General features: G+C 74.8%; 14 protein-coding genes. 10 read left to right on the forward strand and 4 right to left on the reverse strand.

Annotated elements, in window-relative coordinates; translation table 11 throughout:
* The first annotated feature begins 141 nt into the window (after positions 1-141).
* The 8 genes from BLS67_RS19035 (at position 142) to BLS67_RS19070 (ending at position 9,125) form a co-directional block, all read left to right on the forward strand.
* Entirely contained in the window at positions 142-3,021 is a 2,880-nt protein-coding gene (locus BLS67_RS19035; protein ID WP_091248324.1) for a vitamin B12-dependent ribonucleotide reductase, read from the forward strand.
* 373 nt (positions 3,022-3,394) lie between these two features.
* Positions 3,395-3,997 carry a hypothetical protein gene (locus BLS67_RS19040; protein WP_091248327.1) on the forward strand — a complete coding sequence of 201 codons (603 nt, stop codon included), beginning with the start codon at positions 3,395-3,397 and terminating at the stop codon, positions 3,995-3,997.
* Between the two features lie 11 nt (positions 3,998-4,008).
* Positions 4,009-5,100, forward strand: a complete 1,092-nt coding sequence (locus BLS67_RS19045) for a fatty acid desaturase family protein (RefSeq protein ID WP_242654204.1) — start codon at positions 4,009-4,011, stop codon at positions 5,098-5,100.
* A gap of 116 nt (positions 5,101-5,216) precedes the next feature.
* Positions 5,217-6,197 (forward strand): alpha/beta hydrolase, encoded by a 981-nt coding sequence (locus tag BLS67_RS19050; protein ID WP_242654205.1) that lies wholly within the window; start codon positions 5,217-5,219, stop codon positions 6,195-6,197.
* A 43-nt stretch (positions 6,198-6,240) separates the two neighbouring features.
* Positions 6,241-7,245: a PucR family transcriptional regulator gene (locus BLS67_RS19055; protein ID WP_091248331.1), complete on the forward strand. Its 1,005-nt coding sequence runs from the start codon at positions 6,241-6,243 to the stop codon at positions 7,243-7,245.
* A gap of 23 nt (positions 7,246-7,268) precedes the next feature.
* Positions 7,269-8,177: a thymidylate synthase gene (gene thyA, locus BLS67_RS19060; protein ID WP_207500739.1), complete on the forward strand. Its 909-nt coding sequence runs from the start codon at positions 7,269-7,271 to the stop codon at positions 8,175-8,177.
* Positions 8,174-8,701, forward strand: a complete 528-nt coding sequence (locus BLS67_RS19065) for a dihydrofolate reductase (RefSeq protein WP_091248334.1) — start codon at positions 8,174-8,176, stop codon at positions 8,699-8,701. Before thyA ends, BLS67_RS19065 begins: the two co-directional genes overlap by 4 nt.
* A complete protein-coding gene (locus tag BLS67_RS19070) occupies positions 8,694-9,125 on the forward strand; it encodes an HIT family protein (RefSeq protein WP_091248337.1) in 432 nt (143 codons plus the stop codon). The genes BLS67_RS19065 and BLS67_RS19070 overlap by 8 nt, the downstream gene beginning before the upstream one ends.
* Here BLS67_RS19070 and BLS67_RS19075 read toward each other — a convergent pair.
* Together BLS67_RS19075 and BLS67_RS19080 are read right to left on the reverse strand one after the other, a co-directional pair.
* On the reverse strand, positions 9,109-9,945 hold the full coding sequence (locus tag BLS67_RS19075; protein ID WP_091248340.1) for a deaminase: 837 nt from the start codon (positions 9,943-9,945) through the stop codon (positions 9,109-9,111). The two genes, BLS67_RS19070 and BLS67_RS19075, sit on opposite strands and share 17 nt — an antisense overlap.
* Positions 9,942-10,502: an adenylyltransferase/cytidyltransferase family protein gene (locus BLS67_RS19080; RefSeq protein ID WP_091248344.1), complete on the reverse strand. Its 561-nt coding sequence runs from the start codon at positions 10,500-10,502 to the stop codon at positions 9,942-9,944. The genes BLS67_RS19075 and BLS67_RS19080 overlap by 4 nt, the downstream gene beginning before the upstream one ends.
* Positions 10,503-10,536: 34 nt before the next feature.
* On the opposite strand from BLS67_RS19080, the gene BLS67_RS19085 reads away from it, so the two are divergent.
* Positions 10,537-11,754 (forward strand): saccharopine dehydrogenase family protein, encoded by a 1,218-nt coding sequence (locus BLS67_RS19085; RefSeq protein ID WP_091248348.1) that lies wholly within the window; start codon positions 10,537-10,539, stop codon positions 11,752-11,754.
* Positions 11,751-12,230, forward strand: coding sequence for a GNAT family N-acetyltransferase (locus BLS67_RS19090; RefSeq protein ID WP_091248352.1), 480 nt, complete (start codon positions 11,751-11,753; stop codon positions 12,228-12,230). The genes BLS67_RS19085 and BLS67_RS19090 overlap by 4 nt, the downstream gene beginning before the upstream one ends.
* A 20-nt stretch (positions 12,231-12,250) precedes the next feature.
* On the opposite strand, the gene BLS67_RS19095 is transcribed toward BLS67_RS19090, so the two are convergent.
* Positions 12,251-13,732, reverse strand: coding sequence for an amidohydrolase family protein (locus BLS67_RS19095; RefSeq protein ID WP_091248356.1), 1,482 nt, complete (start codon positions 13,730-13,732; stop codon positions 12,251-12,253).
* Positions 13,732-17,052: a serine hydrolase gene (locus tag BLS67_RS19100; protein WP_091248359.1), complete on the reverse strand. Its 3,321-nt coding sequence runs from the start codon at positions 17,050-17,052 to the stop codon at positions 13,732-13,734. Before BLS67_RS19100 ends, BLS67_RS19095 begins: the two co-directional genes overlap by 1 nt.
* Positions 17,053-17,135 lie beyond the last annotated feature (83 nt).

The following is a 17,135-nucleotide window of genomic DNA, read 5'->3' on the forward strand; positions in this document are numbered from 1 at the left end:
AGATCCACGAGCACGGCCGGAGAACTGCCGGTACCTCCCGGTACGCAGGGACCCGGTGGCCTCACCCGTTCCACCCAGCACGAAGCAACCGGCACCCGCCCCACCGGCGCGGGTGCAGACACACGAATCCCAGGGGGAGTCTTGACCGAGACCACCGACCGCATCTCGTCCGGCCGCAAGCGCAACGGCAAGTCCGTCGAGCGCAAGGGCCTCACGGTCCAGCGGGTGTTCACCACCGCGGGCGTGCACCCCTACGACGAGGTGACCTGGGAGCGTCGCGACGTCGTCATGACCAACTGGCGCGACGGCTCGATCAACTTCGAGCAGCGCGGGGTCGAGTTCCCCTCCGAGTGGTCGATCAACGCCACCAACATCGTCACCACCAAGTACTTCCGCGGCGCGGTCGGCTCCCCGCAGCGCGAGACCAGCCTGCGTCAGCTGATCGACCGCGTGGTGCTCACCTACACCGAGGCCGGCCGCGAGCACGGCTACTTCACCACCGAGGGCGACGCCGAGCTGTTCGAGCACGAGCTGACCTGGATGCTGCTGCACCAGTACTTCAGCTTCAACTCGCCGGTCTGGTTCAACGTGGGCACCGCGTCGCCGCAGCAGGTCAGCGCCTGCTTCATCCTCGCCGTCGACGACACGATGGACTCGATCCTGAACTGGTACCGCGAGGAGGGCCTGATCTTCAAGGGCGGCTCCGGTGCCGGCCTGAACCTCTCCCGCATCCGGTCGTCGAAGGAGCTGCTGTCCTCCGGCGGCACCGCGTCGGGCCCGGTCTCGTTCATGCGCGGGGCCGACGCCTCCGCCGGCACCATCAAGTCCGGCGGGGCGACGCGCCGCGCCGCGAAGATGGTCGTGCTGGACATCGACCACCCCGACATCGAGGAGTTCGTCGAGACGAAGGCGCGCGAGGAGGACAAGATCCGTGCGCTGCGCGACGCCGGCTACGACATGGACCTCGGTGGTCGCGACATCACCAGCGTCCAGTACCAGAACGCCAACAACTCGGTCCGGGTGAACGAGGAGTTCATGCGGGCGGTCGAGGAGGGCACCGGCTTCGGGCTGCGTTCGCGCACCGACGGCTCGGTGATCGAGACCGTCGACGCCAAGGAGCTCTTCCGCAAGGTCACCACCGCCGCGTGGGAGTGCGCCGACCCGGGCATCCAGTACGACGACACGATCAACGACTGGCACACCAACCCCGAGACCGGGCGGATCAACGCGTCCAACCCGTGCTCGGAGTACATGAGCCTGGACAACAGCTCGTGCAACCTGGCCTCGCTGAACCTCATGAAGTTCCTCAAGGCCGACGGCACGTTCGACTCCCCCCGGTTCACCCGCGCCGTCGAGCTGATCATCACCGCGATGGACATCTCCATCTGCTTCGCCGACTTCCCGACCGACCCGATCGGCGACACCACCCGGGCCTACCGCCAGCTGGGCATCGGCTACGCCAACCTCGGCGCCCTGCTGATGGCCACCGGCCACGCCTACGACTCCCGCGGTGGTCAGTCGCTGGCCGCGGCGATCACCTCGCTGATGACCGGTACCGCCTACCGCCGCTCGGCCGAGCTGGCCGGTGTGGTCGGCGCCTACGACGGCTACGCCCGCAACGCCTCGGCGCACGCCCGCGTCATGCGCAAGCACTCGGCCGCCAACGACGCCATCCGGCCCGTCGGCGCCGACGACGCCGACGTGCTCAAGGCCGCGACCGCGCAGTGGCAGGAGTGCCTCACCATCGGTGGGCAGAACGGCTGGCGCAACGCCCAGGCGTCGGTCCTGGCCCCCACCGGCACCATCGGCTTCATGATGGACTGCGACACGACCGGCATCGAGCCGGACTTCTCGCTGGTCAAGTTCAAGAAGCTGGTCGGCGGCGGGTCCATGCAGATCGTCAACCAGACGGTCCCGCGGGCGCTGGCCAGCCTCGGCTACCAGGAGGAGCAGGTCGAGGCCATCGTCGAGTTCATCGCCGAGCACGGCCACGTCGTCGACGCCCCCACCCTGCGCCCCGAGCACTACGAGGTCTTCGACTGCGCCATGGGCGAGCGGGCCATCTCCCCGATGGGCCACGTCCGCATGATGGCCGCGGTCCAGCCGTTCATCTCCGGTGCGATCTCCAAGACGGTCAACATGCCCGAGACGGCGACCATCGAGGACGTCGAGAACATCTACTTCCAGGGCTGGAAGATGGGCATCAAGGCCCTCGCGATCTACCGCGACAACTGCAAGGTCGGCCAGCCGCTGTCCGGCGGCAAGGGCAAGAACGACGGCACCAAGGCCGAGGTGGCCCCCGTCGCCGAGGCCCCGGCCGCGGCCGCCCTGTCCCACCCGGTGCGCAAGCGGCTGCCGAAGAAGCGCACCAGCGTCACCACGTCCTTCTCCGTCGCCGGTGCCGAGGGCTACATGACCGCCGGCATGTACGAGGACGGCAGCCTGGGCGAGGTCTTCCTCAAGCTGGGCAAGCAGGGCTCCACCCTGGCCGGTGTCATGGACGCCTTCTCGATCGGGATCTCGCTGGCGCTGCAGCACGGTGTGCCGTTGGAGACCTACATCTCCAAGTTCACCAACATGCGCTTCGAGCCCGCCGGCATGACCGACGACCCGGACATCCGGATCGCCCAGTCGGTGATGGACTACATCTTCCGGCGCCTGGCGCTGGACCACCTGTCCATCGAGAAGCGCGCGAACCTGGGCATCTTCACCGCCGAGGAGCGCGCGGCGCAGGTTGCCGGGTCCTACGGCACGGCCTCCACCGCGACCGTCGAGGAGGAGGTCGACCTCGAGGCGCTGCGTGGCTCGGCGCCGACCGAGGCCCCCGAGAAGCAGCAGGAGAAGGTCACCCCGGCCGGCCCGAAGTCGATCAAGGAGGCCCACTCCTCGGCCGAGCTGCTCGAGCTGGTCACCGGCACGGCCACCGACGCGCCGCTGTGCATGACCTGCGGCACGAAGATGCGCCCGGCCGGCAGCTGCTACGTCTGCGAGGGCTGCGGCTCCACCAGCGGTTGCAGCTGACCACCAGCACCTAGGTCCCCAGCGGGGGCGGAGCCGACCGGCTCCGCCCCCGCTGGCGTGTCCGCGGTCCGCCGACCGGATACGGGTGCGCGCGGTTCAGCCCGCCCGGCGGGGGGTAGTGCTGGTGAGTTCGCCTGCTCGACACCGTCCCGGACCCGGCGGCCCTCCGCCGATGGTCTGCGAGGTCCCCCCGTGCGAGATCCATCACCGCATCCGCCCTGGGTCTGGACCGGGCGAGTCCGTCGTCGGCCGCTGACGAGGTCCCGCACCTCGTGCCGATTCCTGCCCGTGCACCGGACGACGTCGTCCGGGGTGCGGTCGGGCACGCGAACCCCTGGCTCCATCCTGCGCGACCGCCCCCCTGGAGCCCCTCATGACCGCTGACCGGCACACCGTCCTCCGCTCGATGCACGACATCGGCCTCGCCGCCTGGTTCGGGGGCAGCCTGATGGGTGCCTTCGGCGTCAACGGTGCCGCGGCCGCCGCGAAGGACCCGACCGAGCGCGTGCGGCTCAGCTCCATCGGCTGGGCGAAGTGGGCCCCCGTCCAGGCCGCCGCCATCGGCGTGCACCTCGTCGGCTCCCTCGGCATGGCCCGGGCCGACCGCGGCCGGGTCGCCAACCAGGACGGCGCAGTCAGCAACACGGTCATCAAGACCGTGCTCACCGCCGCCGCGATGGGCACGACGCTGGCCAGCGGGCTCGCCGGCGCGAAGACCGCCAAGGGTGCGAAGGACGCCTCGGGGGCCCCGGCCGCCGGTGCCACCGAGCCCGGTTCGGACACCCCGGCGGACGTCGCCGAGGGGCAGGCCGCACTCAAGCCGCTGCAGTGGATCAACCCGGTGCTGACCAGCGTCCTCATCGTGCTGGCCGCCCAGCAGGGCGAGCAGCAGCGCACGGCACCCGCCCTCCTGACCGGCATGTTCGGTCAGGGGATCACCGGCGCCCGCACCGCGCTCAAGCGCGCCGCCGGCTGAGCTGTCCGACCGTGACCGCTCTGCAGGACCCCCCGCCCGTGCCCGCGTCCCGGGCACGGGCGGGTGCCCGTCCGGCCACCCTCTACGCCCAGCTCGCCGAGCAGGTCCAGGCCGCCGGCCTCATGCGGCGTCGGCTCGGCTTCTACGGGGCGACGGCGGCTGCGGTGGTCGGCACCACGGCCGGTGCCTGGGTGGCGTTCGCGCTCCTGGGCGACAGCTGGTGGCAGCTGGCCGTCGCCGCCGTCCTGGCCGTGACCAGCGCCCAGTTCGGGTTCCTCGCCCACGACGCCGCGCACCGCCAGGTCTTCGCCTCCCACGGCGCCAACGCCTGGGCCGCCCGGTTGCTCGCCGGCGTGGGCGCGGGGCTGAGCGTCGGCTGGTGGACCGGCAAGCACAACCGCCACCACAGCGGGCCCAACCAGGTCGGCCGCGACCCCGACATCGCCCCCGGGGTCCTGGTCTTCGACCCCGCCGACGCCGGGTCCCGATCCGGCGTCGTCGGCCGCTGGTTCCTGGCCCGTCAGGGCTGGGCCTTCTTCCCGCTCCTCCTGCTCGAGGGCCTGCAGCTGCACGTCGCCGGGCTGCGCGAGCTGCTCACCCGGGCCGACCTGCCGCACCGCCGGCTCGAGCTCGGGATCATCGGCGCCCGGCTCGTCGGTTTCCTGGTCGCCGTCCTCGTCGTCCTCCCACCCGGCAAGGCCGCCGCGTTCGTCGCCGTCCAGCTGGGGTTGTTCGGGCTGCTCATGGGCGGGGCGTTCGCGCCCAACCACAAGGGCATGCCGATCGTGCCCGCCGGCACCCGGGTCGACTTCCTCTCCCGCCAGGTGCTGATGAGCCGCAACATCGACGGCGGTCGGGTGACCGACATCGCCATGGGTGGCCTGAACTACCAGATCGAGCACCACCTGTTCCCGAGCATGGCCCGGCCCGACCTGCGGCACGCCCAGCCCCTGGTCCGGCAGTTCTGCGCCGACCACGGCGTGCCCTACACCCAGACCAGCCTGGTCGGCTCGTACGGCATCGTCGTGCGGTACCTGAACCGGGTGGGGCTGGGGGAGCGGAACCCGTTCACCTGCCCGCTGGTGCAGCAGACGCGGGCCTGACGCAGGGGCCGCCACCTGGCGGGCGAGCACCGCCAGGTGGCGCTGGGCAGACGGCGGTGGGCAGGACACGATGGTGATCGCGGTCACCGGTGACCGCCCCGGCCCCAGGAGATCCCGTGACGACGACGTCGCTGCCCCGCCCGCCCTTCGACCCCCTGGTCGCCGCCGCGCTCGACGCGCTGGGCGAGCTGCTGCCCTCGTCGCTGACCCCGGACATGATCCCCGTGCTCCGGCAGCCCAACCCGGCCTTGCCGCCGGCCAGCGACGACGAGCTGTCCCAGGGCGGCGCACTGCAGGTCAGCACCCGCACGGTGCCCGGTCCCGACGGCGCGCCCGACGTCGAGGTGATCGTGCTCCGGCCCACCGCGGCGATGGCTCCGGTGCCGGCGGTGCTGCACACCCACGGCGGCGGAATGATCATCGGGGACGCCCGCACGGGGTTGCTCGAGATCGCCGGCTGGGCCGCCGAGCTCGGCCTCGCGGTCGTCTCGGTGGAGTACCGGCTCGCCCCCGAGACGCCGCACCCCGGCCCGGTGGAGGACTGCTACGCCGCGCTGGTCTGGACGGTGCGGCAGGCCGCGGAGCTGGGCATCGACCCCGAACGGGTGGTCGTCGCCGGGGCCAGCGCCGGGGGAGGGCTGGCCGCCGCGCTGGCCCTCATGGCGCGGGACCGGGGTGAGGTGGCCCTGGCCGGCCAGGTGCTGATCTACCCGATGCTCGACGACCGGAACGACACGGTGTCGGCCCAGCAGATGGCCGGCGTCGGGGTCTGGGACCGGACCTCGAACCAGACCGGCTGGACGGCCCTGCTCGGGGACGCGGCGGGCGGCCCCGACGTGCCCGCCTACGCCGCGCCGGCCCGGGCCACCGACCTCGCCGGCCTGCCGCCGGCGTTCATCGACGTCGCCTCGACCGAGACCTTCCGCGACGAGGACGTCGCCTACGCCTCGCGCATCTGGGCGGCCGGCGGTGTCGCCGAGCTGCACGTCTGGCCCGGCGGGTGCCACGGCTTCGACCTGCTGGTCCCCGACGCCGCCATCTCGCAGGCGGCGCGGGCGGCCCGGATCGCGTGGCTGCGTCGACTGCTGGCCGCCTGACCGGGGGCTGGTGGCGGCGCCGGCCGGCGGACAGGATGGCCCCGTGAACGATCTGGCGATGCGGCTGGCGGCGCTGGACCCCGAGGTGGGCGCCGCGCTGCGGGCGGTCGGGCACTTCGACGCGCTGCTGGCGGCGCGGGCCGGGCTGCAGGACGTCGTCCGCGGGGCTGCCGAGCTGGCCGGGTGCGCGGCCCGGTACGTCGACCACGAGCGGGGCCTCGTCGTCCGGGCGCAGCCCGACGGCGTGCTGGCGGCCGGGTCCGCGGCCACCGACCCCGGGTGGGTGCGGACCGGTGTCGAGGGCACCGGTGGTGAGCTGCTCCTGGAGCGCCCGGGCCCGGCCGGCACCCGGGACGCGGTCGTGCTGGAGCGGGCGGCCGCGGCCGTCGGCACGGTGCTCGACCGCACCCGGCGCGGTCGCCCCGGCGCGGACCCGGCCTCGGTGGAGGTGGTGCTGGACCCGGCGGCCACCCCCGCCGACCGGCAGGCCGCCGCCCACCGGTTGGGCTTGACCGGTCCGGCCCGCGCGGTGGCGCTGGCCGACGGGCGGTGGGCGGTCGTCTGCGGCGGCGAGCCGGCGCCGGCCGGTGTCCGGTGCGGCACCGGTCCGGCGGTCCCCGTCGAGGAGCTGCCCGGCTCGGCCGAGCTGGCTGCGCTGGCCCTGCGGCTCACGGCCGAGGGCACCGCCGAGGACCCCGGGCCCCGCGAGGTCCACGCCGACGACGTGGCGACGGTGCTGGCCCTGGTCCGAGCGGTCGACGACGCCCCGCCGCTGCCCGACGTCCGGGCGCTGCAGGGCGCGGCCGCCGCCGGTCCGTGGGTGCTGACGACCCTCGACGCCGTCGCCACGACCGGGAGCCAGCGCGACGCCGCCCGGGCCCTGCACCTGCACCACTCCACGCTGCAGGACCGGCTCCAGCACGCCGAGCAGATGCTCGGCTGGGGGGTGCGCGACCCGGCCGGACGGCTGCGGCTGCAGCTGGCCCTGCACCTGCACCGGGCGGCCCGCTCCGGCGTGGGCGGGCGGCAGGGGGCCGACCGGCGGTAGCGGCGGCGTGGAATTCTGTGCCGGTGGACGACGACCTGTACCTGCCGTTCGCCGAGCGCACCCCCGACGGCCAGTACGCCGACGTGCTGCGGGCGATCGTCACCGAGGGGGAGCGGACGGCGACCCGGCAGGGCGTCGAGGCGCTGACCCTCATGCAGCAGACCACCCGCTACCCGCTGCGCAACGGCTTCCCGGTGATCACCGAGCGGTCCATCAAGGGCTTCTGGCCCAAGGCGATCGGCGAGCTGTGCGCGTTCGTCAACGGCGCCACCACGCTCGAGGAGCTCGCCGCGTTCGGCTGCGACTGGTGGGACGCCTGGGCGACGCCTGCGAAGACCCGCAAGCGCGGTCTGCCCGACGGTGACCTGGGGCCCGGCTCCTACGGCGGGGCCTTCCACGACTTCCCGGCCCCGCCCGGCCGCGAGCCCATGGACCAGTTCACCCACCTGGTCGAGCAGGTGCGCGAGCTGCCCGAGCTGCGCACCCACTTCGTGTCGCCGTGGATCCCGCAGTACCAGGTGCGCGGCGAGGGCAAGACCCCCGGGACGACGATCGCGCCCTGCCACGGCTGGGTGCACGTGCGGGTCCTCAACGGCACCCTGCACCTGCACATGTTCCAGCGGTCGGCCGACGTCCCGGTGGGCGTTCCGGCGAACATGATCCAGTACGCCGCGCTGACGCTGATGCTCGCGCAGCTCACCGGCACCCGGGCCGGCACGTTCCACCACACGATGAGCGACGCGCACATCTACGTCGACCAGCTCGACGCCGTCCACGAGATGCTCGGCCGCGAGCCCCGCCGGCTGCCCACCCTGACCCTCACCGACGAGGGCCGGCAGGTCACCGACATCCATGACTTCCGGGCCACCCACTTCGCGCTGGCCGACTACGAGCCGCACCCGGCCATCCGCGGCATCCCGGTCGCCTCGTGAGGCTGTCGCTGGTCGTGGCGGTGGCCGACGACGGCGTCATCGGCGACGCGAACGGCCTGCCCTGGCACATCAGCGAGGACCTCCGCCGCTTCCGCGAGCTCACCACCGGCCACGTGGTGGTCGCCGGTCGGCTGACCCACGAGTCGGTGGTCGCGCGCCTGGGGCAGCCGCTGCCGCGCCGGCACACCGTGGTGGTCAGCCGCCGCTCGGCCCCCGCCGGACCGGAGGTCTGGACGCCGGGCGCGGCCACCGTCGCCGGCGACCTCGACGCCGCGCTCGCGCTGGCGGCGCGACTGGCTGCCGACGCCGAGCACCCCGAGGTGGTCGTGATGGGCGGTGCCCAGCTCTACGCCCAGGCCTTGCCGCAGGTCGGCACGGTGCACCTGACCCGGGTGCACCTGGAACCCGGCGGCGACACCCGCATGCCCGAGGGCTGGCTCGACGGCTTCACCGTCGCCGACAGCCGCGACCTCACCACGGCGTCGGGCGCCGACGTCACCTTCCAGACGCTGACCCGTGGCTGACCTGTACTGCCCGGCCAACGCCCGCACCGCCGAGCAGGTCGCCCGCATGGCCGACCTCGGGGCGCGCGGGGTCTGCCTGTTCTGCGCCGACGCGGGGTCCGAGGCCGGGGGCGGTCAGGTCGTCACCGAGACCGTGCACTGGCGAGCCCTGCACAACGACTTCCCCTACGCCGGCGCCGCGCAGCACCTGCTGCTGGTGCCCCGGGCGCACGTCACCGACGTCCTGGACCTCGACGACGAGGCCCGCGCCGACCTGTGGACGATCCTGCGCACCGTGCGCGGCGACACCCGCGGGCCCTACGGGCTGGGCATGCGCAACGGGCCGTGCGAGGGCACCGGCGGCACCATCGCGCACGCCCACCTGCACGTGCTGGTGCCCGACGGGGAGCGCCCGCTGCGCATGCGGTTCAGCTCGGTGCGCTGAGGTCCACCCAGACCAGCTCGACCCCGGCGCCGGCCAGGATCTGCTCGGCGTCGAGCACCGCGTACGAGCCGCGGAAGAAGCAGCGGGCGAACCGGGCCTCGGCCACCAGGTAGGCGCAGGCCGGGCAGGGGAACGCCGAGACGTAGAGGTCGGCGCCCGCGGTGTCGAAGGCACCGGCGGCGGCCTGGCCCACCAGCGAGGCCTCGGCGTGGATCGCCGTCGACAGGTCGGCGCGCAGCCCGCGGGAGAACTCGTTGCGCGGGTCGCCGGAGACGTAGGGCGCGTACTCGGTGGGCTGGTGCCGGTTGTGCGCGGTGGCCAGCACCTCGCCGCCCCGGGCCGCGAGCGCGCCGACCTGGCGCCACCAGTCCGAGGACCGGTCCCCGACGGCGACGGTCCGCTGCATGAGCGCGACGTGCACCGGGTCGGTGGTGGCCGCGGCGCTCGCCTGCGCCGGCCGCTCCTCGGTGGCCCAGGGCCGGTCCCAGCGCAGGAAGGTCCGCTCGAACCGCCACGGGACCCCCGCGTGCTGCTGCGCGAGGGCCCGGGTGACGGCCTCGTCGGGGACCACGACGACGTCCCCGGTGAGCGCGTCCGGCAGGTCGTCCGGCTGCACCACGCGCGCGGCCACGCCGTGCTCCAGGGTCACCAGCCGGGCCACGGTGCCGGCGGCCAGCGCCCGGATCTCCTTGCGCATCGCCGGGAACTGCTCGGCGAAGCCCTCGCCGAGCAGCAGCACCTCCGCGGCGTCGGCGTGCTCGGCGAACAGCCGCCGGTGGCCCGCGTGGTAGACCGGCGCGTACAGCAGGACCTGCTTCACGGGTTCTCGGTGGCCGCCGCGTCGGCCAGGTGGATCAGCCGCAGCCGGGCCGACGTGCTCACCGTCGACATCCGGTCCAGCACCACCACCCGGTCGCAGTACTCGGCCTCCAGCCGGGCGACCTCCTCGGCGGTGTAGGTGTCGGCGGTGGCCACCAGCACGGCCGGGCGCACCGCCTTGATCAGCGCCCACTGCTCGTGCTCGACGTGCTTGAGGGTCACGATGCCCACCCCGCGCTGGTGGGTGACCATGCGCAGCCGCTCCATCTCGGGGACGGCGGGCCGGCTGGGCCCCTTGCGCCGGCGGACCTTCTCGTCGCTGTCCACGCCGACGATGAGGAACCCGCCCAGGGACCGGGCGTGCTCGAGGTAGCGGCTGTGGCCCTCGTGGATCATGTCGAACGAGCCGCTGGTCAGCACCACGCGGAGGCCCAGGGTCTTCAGCGCCGAGCTCATGGCGGCCAGCCGGTCGAGGTCGTCGACGAAGCGTTCCTCGAAGTGCGACGCGTCCTGGAACAGGTCGCTGTAGAGCCGGCCCGGCTCGGGGTTCCCGGTCACGCGGCGAGGCTACCGGTCGGCGAGGATGGGTCCCATGAGCGAGCGCGCGCACGATCTGGTCCTGTTCGGTGCCAGCGGGTTCGTCGGGAAGCTGGTGGCCGAGTACCTGGCCGAGCACGCCCCCGAGGGTGCGCGGATCGCGCTGGCCGGCCGCACCCGGGCCAAGGTCGAGGTGGTCCGCGCCGGGCTGCCCGAGCGTGGCCGGAGCTGGCCGGTGCTGGTCGCCGACTCCGCCGACCCCGCCGCGCTGGCCGAGCTGGCCGGCAGCACGCGCGCCGTCGTCACCACCGTCGGGCCCTACGCCCGGTACGGGCTGCCCCTGGTCGAGGCCTGCGCCCGGGCCGGCACGCACTACGCCGACCTGACCGGCGAGGTGCTCTTCGTGCGGGACGCCGTCGACGCCACCGACGCGCTCGCCCGGGAGACCGGGGCGAGGATCGTGCACGCCTGCGGCTACGACTCGATCCCCTCCGACCTCGCGGTCGCCGAGCTGGCCCGACGGGCCGCCGCCGACGGCGCCGGCGGCCTCACCGACGTGCAGACGGTGGCCACGGCCAAGGGCGGGTTCTCCGGCGGCACGATCGACTCGATGCGCGCCCAGGTCGCCGCGATCAAGGAGCGACCCGAGCTGCGCCGGGTGGCCGGCCACCCCTACGCCCTCAGCCCCGACCGGGCAGCCGAGCCCGCCACCCGGCAGCCCCGCGACGCGTCGACGCCCTCCCGCACCGCGGACGGTCGCTGGGTCGCCCCGTTCGTCATGGCCTCGTTCAACACCCGGGTCGTGCGGCGCAGCAACGCGCTGCAGGACTTCGCCTACGGGCGCGGGTTCTCCTACGGCGAGGTGATGGCCACGGGCACGGGCATCGGCGGCGCGGTCGCCGCCGGCGCGGTCACCGGTGGGCTGCTCGCCGGCGTCTCGGCCATGGCGTTCGGACCCACCGCGGCGCTGCTGGACCGGGTGCTGCCGGCGCCCGGCGAGGGCCCGGACGCCGCGACCCGGGCGAAGGGCTTCTTCCGCATGGTCACCACGGGGACGACGGAGTCCGGCCGGCGCTACCGCTCGGTCGCCGCCGGGAAGGGCGACCCGGGGTACGCGGCGACCGCGGTGATGCTCGGCGAGGCGGGGTTGTCGCTGGCCCTGGACGACCTGCCCGACCGCGCCGGCTCGCTCACCCCGGCCACCGCCTTGGGCACCGTGCTGGTCGACCGCCTGCGCGCGGCCGGCCACACCTACGAGGTCACCGAGCTGTGAGCGTGCGCCGCGCCGAGGAGGCCGACCTGCCGCTGCTGGCCGACGTCGAACGGGCGGCGGACCAGCTCTTCGTCCCGCTGGGCATGACCGACTTCCCGCCGCCGGCCACCCCGGCGCAGCGGGCGCAGGCGTGGCGTGTGCTGGTCGAGGGCCGACCGCCGCGGGGTTTCGCCGTCCTGGAGCTGGTCGACGGCGCGGTGCACCTGGAGCAGTTGTCGGTCGACCCCGCCCACGGCCGGCAGGGCATCGGGGCCGGGCTGCTCGAGGCGACCGTCGAGCAGGCGCGGGAGCACGGTGCCGACCGGGTCACGCTGTGCACCTACGCCGACGTCGCCTGGAACGGGCCGTTCTACGCCCGGCACGGGTTCGTCGAGATCACCGACCCGACCCCCGGCCTGGCCCTGCTGCTGGCCCACGAGGTCGACCTCGGTCTGGACCGGTACGGTCGCCGCGCGGCGATGGAGCGCCGGCTCTGAGCCTTGCCCCTGAGGTGGGGTCAGGCGTCGCCGCGGCGGACGACCCGCCCGGGGAGGGCGTCGAGCACGACCTCGCCGTCGCGCACCACCGGGGTGCCGGCGACGAGGACGTGCTGGAAGCCGCTGCTGGGTGCCAGCGCGGTGTAGGTGGCCCGGTCGGTCACGGTGGCCGGGTCGAACACCACCAGGTCGGCGTCGGCGCCGACCTGCACCCGGCCCTTGCGGCGCATCGCCGGGACGGCCGCCTCCAGCAGCTGGGCCGGGAGCAGGGAGGACCGGCGGAGGGCCTCGGTGAGGCCGAGGACCCCTCGCTCGCGGACCAGCCAGCGCAGCGTCCGCGCGTAGGACCCCGCGGTGCGCGGGTGGGTGACCGCGTCGGCCGGGGGTGGCCAGACGTCGGGCACGGCGGCGCCGCCGGGACCGACCAGCGGCATCGCGTCGGTGGCCACCGCGGTGTCGGGCAGCAGGAACGAGCGCTCGAGCAGGGCGAGGTCACCGGCGTCCTCCTCGTCGAGCATGTGCACCACGACCAGGCCGCCGGGGTCGGTGGCCCGGAGGTGGGTCAGCTGCGCGGCGTCGGCGATCCGCTCGCCGGTGGCCAGCCAGGTGATCGACGACGGGGTCAGCCGCATGCGGTGCAGCGCCTCGGGGGCCAGGAACGCCGCGCCGACCACCGTGGAGCCCGCGCCGTACGGGTAGGCCTCGGTGCTCACCCGTACGCCCTCGCCCCGGGCGGTCTCCACCGCGGCGGCGACCTCGTCGAGCATCCGGTTCGAGGTGGAGTTCACGTGGCACATGTGCATGTGCGCGCCGGTGCCGGCGGCCGCGGCGATGACCTCCAGCGCGCCCTCGAGAGAGGTCCCGGGCTCCTCGGTGGAGATGAACCGCGTGTGGGTGAAGGTGGGCACCCCGCGGCGGGCGGCCAGCCCGGCCAGCCGGAAGTACTCGGCGCGGCCGCTGTCGGGCGCGTAGCCGACCAGGCAGCCGATGCCCAGCGCACCCTCGTCGAGGGCGTCGTCGAGCAGGCCGAGGATGCGGTCGACCTCGGCGTCGGTGGCCGGACCCCGCCACCGGGGCCCGTTCTGGAACTGCCCGAACAGGTCGAGGCTGAGGTCGCCGTCCCCGGGCAACGGGACGCCGTCCAGCACGTGCATGCGCGCGTCGGTCCAGGCCGCGGAGAACCCGACGTTCACCGGACGGCCCTCGGCCTCGGCGCGTGCGCAGGCCAGCCCCACCGGCAGCGCCCCGGCCTCCAGCTCCAGGGCCGTGGTCACGCCGTCCATCGCCTGCAGGCGGAGACCGGTGAGCGACTGGGCGTGGCTGTGCAGGTCGACGAACCCCGCCGTGACCACCTGGCCCGACACGTCCCACACCTGCCGGCCCGGGGGCACCTCCTCGCTCACCGCGGTGACGGTGCCCCCGGTGATGCCCACGGCCCGGACGCCGTCCAGGCCGGTCTCCGGGTCGACCACCCGGCCGCCGACCAGCACCAGGTCGTGCATCAGCCGACCTTGGGGTTGGCCCGCACCCCGTAGTGCACGTACTCGCTGCCGTCGGGCAGGGCGTAGAAGGTCACCGCCATCCAGCTCTCCTGGCCCGGGGGCTGGGCGCAGAACAGGCCGTCGGCGACCGCGTGCAGGGTCAGCTCCTCGGGGGAGTGGCCGGGGGCGTCGGCGAGCGGGCCGGTGGGCACCATGCGCAGCACCAGCCCGCCGTCGCGCTCGCTGACCTCGGTGCGCACCGAGCTGCGCTCGTAGGTGCCGGTCCACCGCGCGAGGTCGAGCTCGGGCGCGGGGTCGGCCGGCTGGATCTGGTCGGCCATCGTGACCCCGGCCAGCTCGGACACGACCTCGCCGACCAGCGCGCGGAACAGGTCGGCGGTGTGGCCGCCGTTGGTCAGCAGGACGACGACCAGCCCGGCGTCGGGCACGACCCGCAGGTAGGCGTTCTGCCCGAAGGTGGTGCCGTCGTGGCCGTAAAGCCGCTGGCCTTCCCAGCCGAAGCGGATCCAGCCCAGGCCCCAGGAGTCCGCGCCCAGGGTGTGGGTGTCGGGCAGCTGGGTCTGCTCGGCCTGCATGTCCGCGGCGGTGCTCCCCGACAGCAGCGGGGCGCCGCCGGTCAGGTGCGCCCGGGCGAAGGTGGTGACGTCGCGGGCCGAGGCGTTGATCAGCCCGGCCGGCCCGGCCGAGCGGGGCAGCAGGAAGGTGGTGACCGGCTCGAACGGCTGGTCGGGGCCCTCGCTCACGTGGCCGACCGCGACCCGGTGCAGGATCGCCTCCTCGGGCAGCGTCGAGGTGCGGGTCAGGCCCAGCGGCTCGACGACCCGCTCGCGCAGCACGGCGTCCCACGTCGTCCCGGTGAGCACCTCGACCACGCGGCCGGCCAGGCTGAACCCGGAGTTGCAGTAGGAGAAGGTCGCGCCCAGCGGGTGGTTCTGCTGGACCTCCGCCAAGGCGGCCACATACCTCTCGAGCACGTCGTCGCCGCGGCCGGTGTCGGTGAACACGTCGCCGTCGATGCCGCTGGTGTGGGTGAGCAGGTGCCGCATCGTCACCTGCTTCGTGACGTCCGGGTCGCCCAGCGCCAGGTCGGGCAGCACCTCGACCAGCGGGGCGTCGAGGTCCAGCTTCCCCTCCTCGACCAGCTGCATGACCAGGGTCGCCGTCCAGACCTTGGAGATCGAGCCGATCTGGAACACCGAGTCGGTGGTCACCTCGACGCCGGTGGCGGTGTTGAGCACGCCGGTGGCGGCCTCGACGAGCTCGTCGTCGGCGCCGTCACGGCCCAGCCGCAGGATCGCCAGGGTCGCCCCGGGCACCTGGTGGGCCGCGGCGAGGGAGTCCAGGCGCTGCTGCCAGTGCGCGCCGTCCAGCGGGGGAGTGGTCACGTGCTGCTCCGTCCAGTCGATGATCCGCCGGCTGAGGTCGGCCCGGTGGCTGGGCCGGCCGTCGACGACGAACAGGTGGGAGGCCCCCGGGTAGAGGACCAGCTCGGTGGGCACCCCGCGGCTGCGCAGGGCGGTGAACCACAGCTCGGCCTGCCCGGCCGGGCAGCGCTCGTCCGCGGCGCCGTGCACCACCAGCGTGGGGGTGGTGACCGCGCCGACCCGGGTCCACGGGTTGACCTCGGCCAGCGCGGCGCGGTCGGTCACCGGGTCGGGCCACTCCAGGCCGCCCAGCAGCGGGCCGACGTCGGAGGTGCCCCACATGCCCGTGAGGTCGGCGACCACGCCGCCGGCCACGGCCGCGGCGAACCGGTCGGTGCGCCCGGTCAGCCAGCAGGTCAGGAAACCGCCGTAGGAGTAGCCGGTCAGCGCCAGCCGGTCGGGGTCGGCGACGCCCTCGGCGACCAGGGCGTCCAGCGGCTCCAGCACGTCGCGCTCGTCGGCGAGCCCCCAGCGGCCGACGGCGGCGGTGTGGTGGTCGAGGCCGTAGCCGTCGCTGCCGCGGATGTCCAGCAGCAGCACCGACCAGCCCCGGCCGGCCAGCACCTGGTGGTAGGGGTGGATCGCGTCGGCGGCCGGGGTCCAGGCGTTGTGCGGGCCGCCGTGCACGTCGACCAGCAGCGGGCCGGGGCCGGTCACGGCGGGGTCGCGCAGCAGCCAGCCGTGCACGGTGCGCCCGTCGGAGACGGTGAAGGTGCGCGCCTGCGGCGCGACGAGGGCCACGCCCGGCAGGGCGGCGGCGGTGTGCCGGGTCAGCCGCACCGGCGCACCCCCGGACAGCGGGACGACGGCCACCTCGCCGAAGGTGGTGGGGTCGGCCAGCACGACCGCGGCGACGTCGGCCCCGGCGGCCACCGCGAGGCCGGAGACCACGACGTCGTCCCCGCCGACCAGCCCCTCCGGCGCCCCGGAGCCGTCGACCGGGGCGGCCACGACGTGGGTGCAGCCGTGGTCGCGGATGCAGAACACGACCCGGCGACCGTCCGGGGTGAGCTGCGCCGGCCCGCCCGGGTAGCCGGGGCCGCCGGGCATGACGTTGCGGTCGAGCACCGCGGCCAGGTCGGTGACGCGGCCGCCGTCCAGCGGCACCCGGAGCAGCTGGGTGTGCCCGACCTCGACCCGCTGCTGCCCGCTCACCAGCAGGACGTCGTCCGGGGCCCAGACGACCGGGCCGGCGACGCCCTCGGCCGGGCCCACCTGCTCGGGCTGCCCGCCCGTGACCGGCACGACGTGCACCGCGGAACGCCCGGTCAGGTCGGGGTCCGGGCCGGTGGGGGCGCCGAAGGCCAGCCGCCGGCCGTCGGGGGACCACGCGGGGGCGCCGACGTGCCGGTCGCCGGAGGTCACCTGCCGCACCTCGCCGCTGGCCCGGTCGAGCACGTGCACCTGGCTGCGCACCTCGCCGAGGTGGCCCGCGCCGTCGGCCTTCCAGCCGAGCCGGGTGGTCACCAGCGGGGCGTGCTCGTCGGGGGTGCCGGCCGGGTGCACCGGGGCGGTGAAGGCCAGCGCGCCGCCGTCCGGGCGCCACACCGGGGCACCGGCCCCCAGGGGGAGGTCGGTGACCCGCTCGGGCTCGCCGCCGGTCATCGGCAGCAGGTGCAGCTGGGCGGGCGCCCCGTCGGCGGCCCGCAGGAACGCCAGCACCGCGCCGTCGGGGGAGAAGGTGGGCGCGGTGTCCGCCGGGCCGTGCGTCAGCGGGGTCGGCGCGGCCCACCCGTCGCCGTCGGCGCGGACGACCCACAGGCAGCGCCGGTCGACGTCGGCCCCGGTGTCGGTGGTGCGCAGGACGTAGACGACGGTGCGGCCGTCGGGGGCGATGGCCGGCTCCGCGGGCAGGGCGAACGCGGCCAGGTCGGCGAGCTGCAGCGGGCGGGCCATGCCCGGATCGTGCCGCCGCGGTGCCGGTACTGGTTCGTCCGACACGACGAACGGGGTGCCGCCGGTTCGGCCGCGCGGACGAA

Source organism: Klenkia soli, assembly GCF_900103975.1.
In the GTDB taxonomy this organism is placed as follows: domain Bacteria; phylum Actinomycetota; class Actinomycetes; order Mycobacteriales; family Geodermatophilaceae; genus Klenkia; species Klenkia soli.

Excerpts from the sequence above, each read along its gene's own strand:
- BLS67_RS19040 (WP_091248327.1), top strand. The coding sequence starts at position 3,395 with ATGACCGCTGACCGGCACACCGTCCTCCGCTCGATGCACGACATCGGC.
- BLS67_RS19085 (WP_091248348.1), top strand. The coding sequence starts at position 10,537 with ATGAGCGAGCGCGCGCACGATCTGGTCCTGTTCGGTGCCAGCGGGTTC.
- BLS67_RS19095 (WP_091248356.1), bottom strand. The coding sequence starts at position 13,732 with ATGCACGACCTGGTGCTGGTCGGCGGCCGGGTGGTCGACCCGGAGACC.
- BLS67_RS19100 (WP_091248359.1), bottom strand. The coding sequence starts at position 17,052 with ATGGCCCGCCCGCTGCAGCTCGCCGACCTGGCCGCGTTCGCCCTGCCC.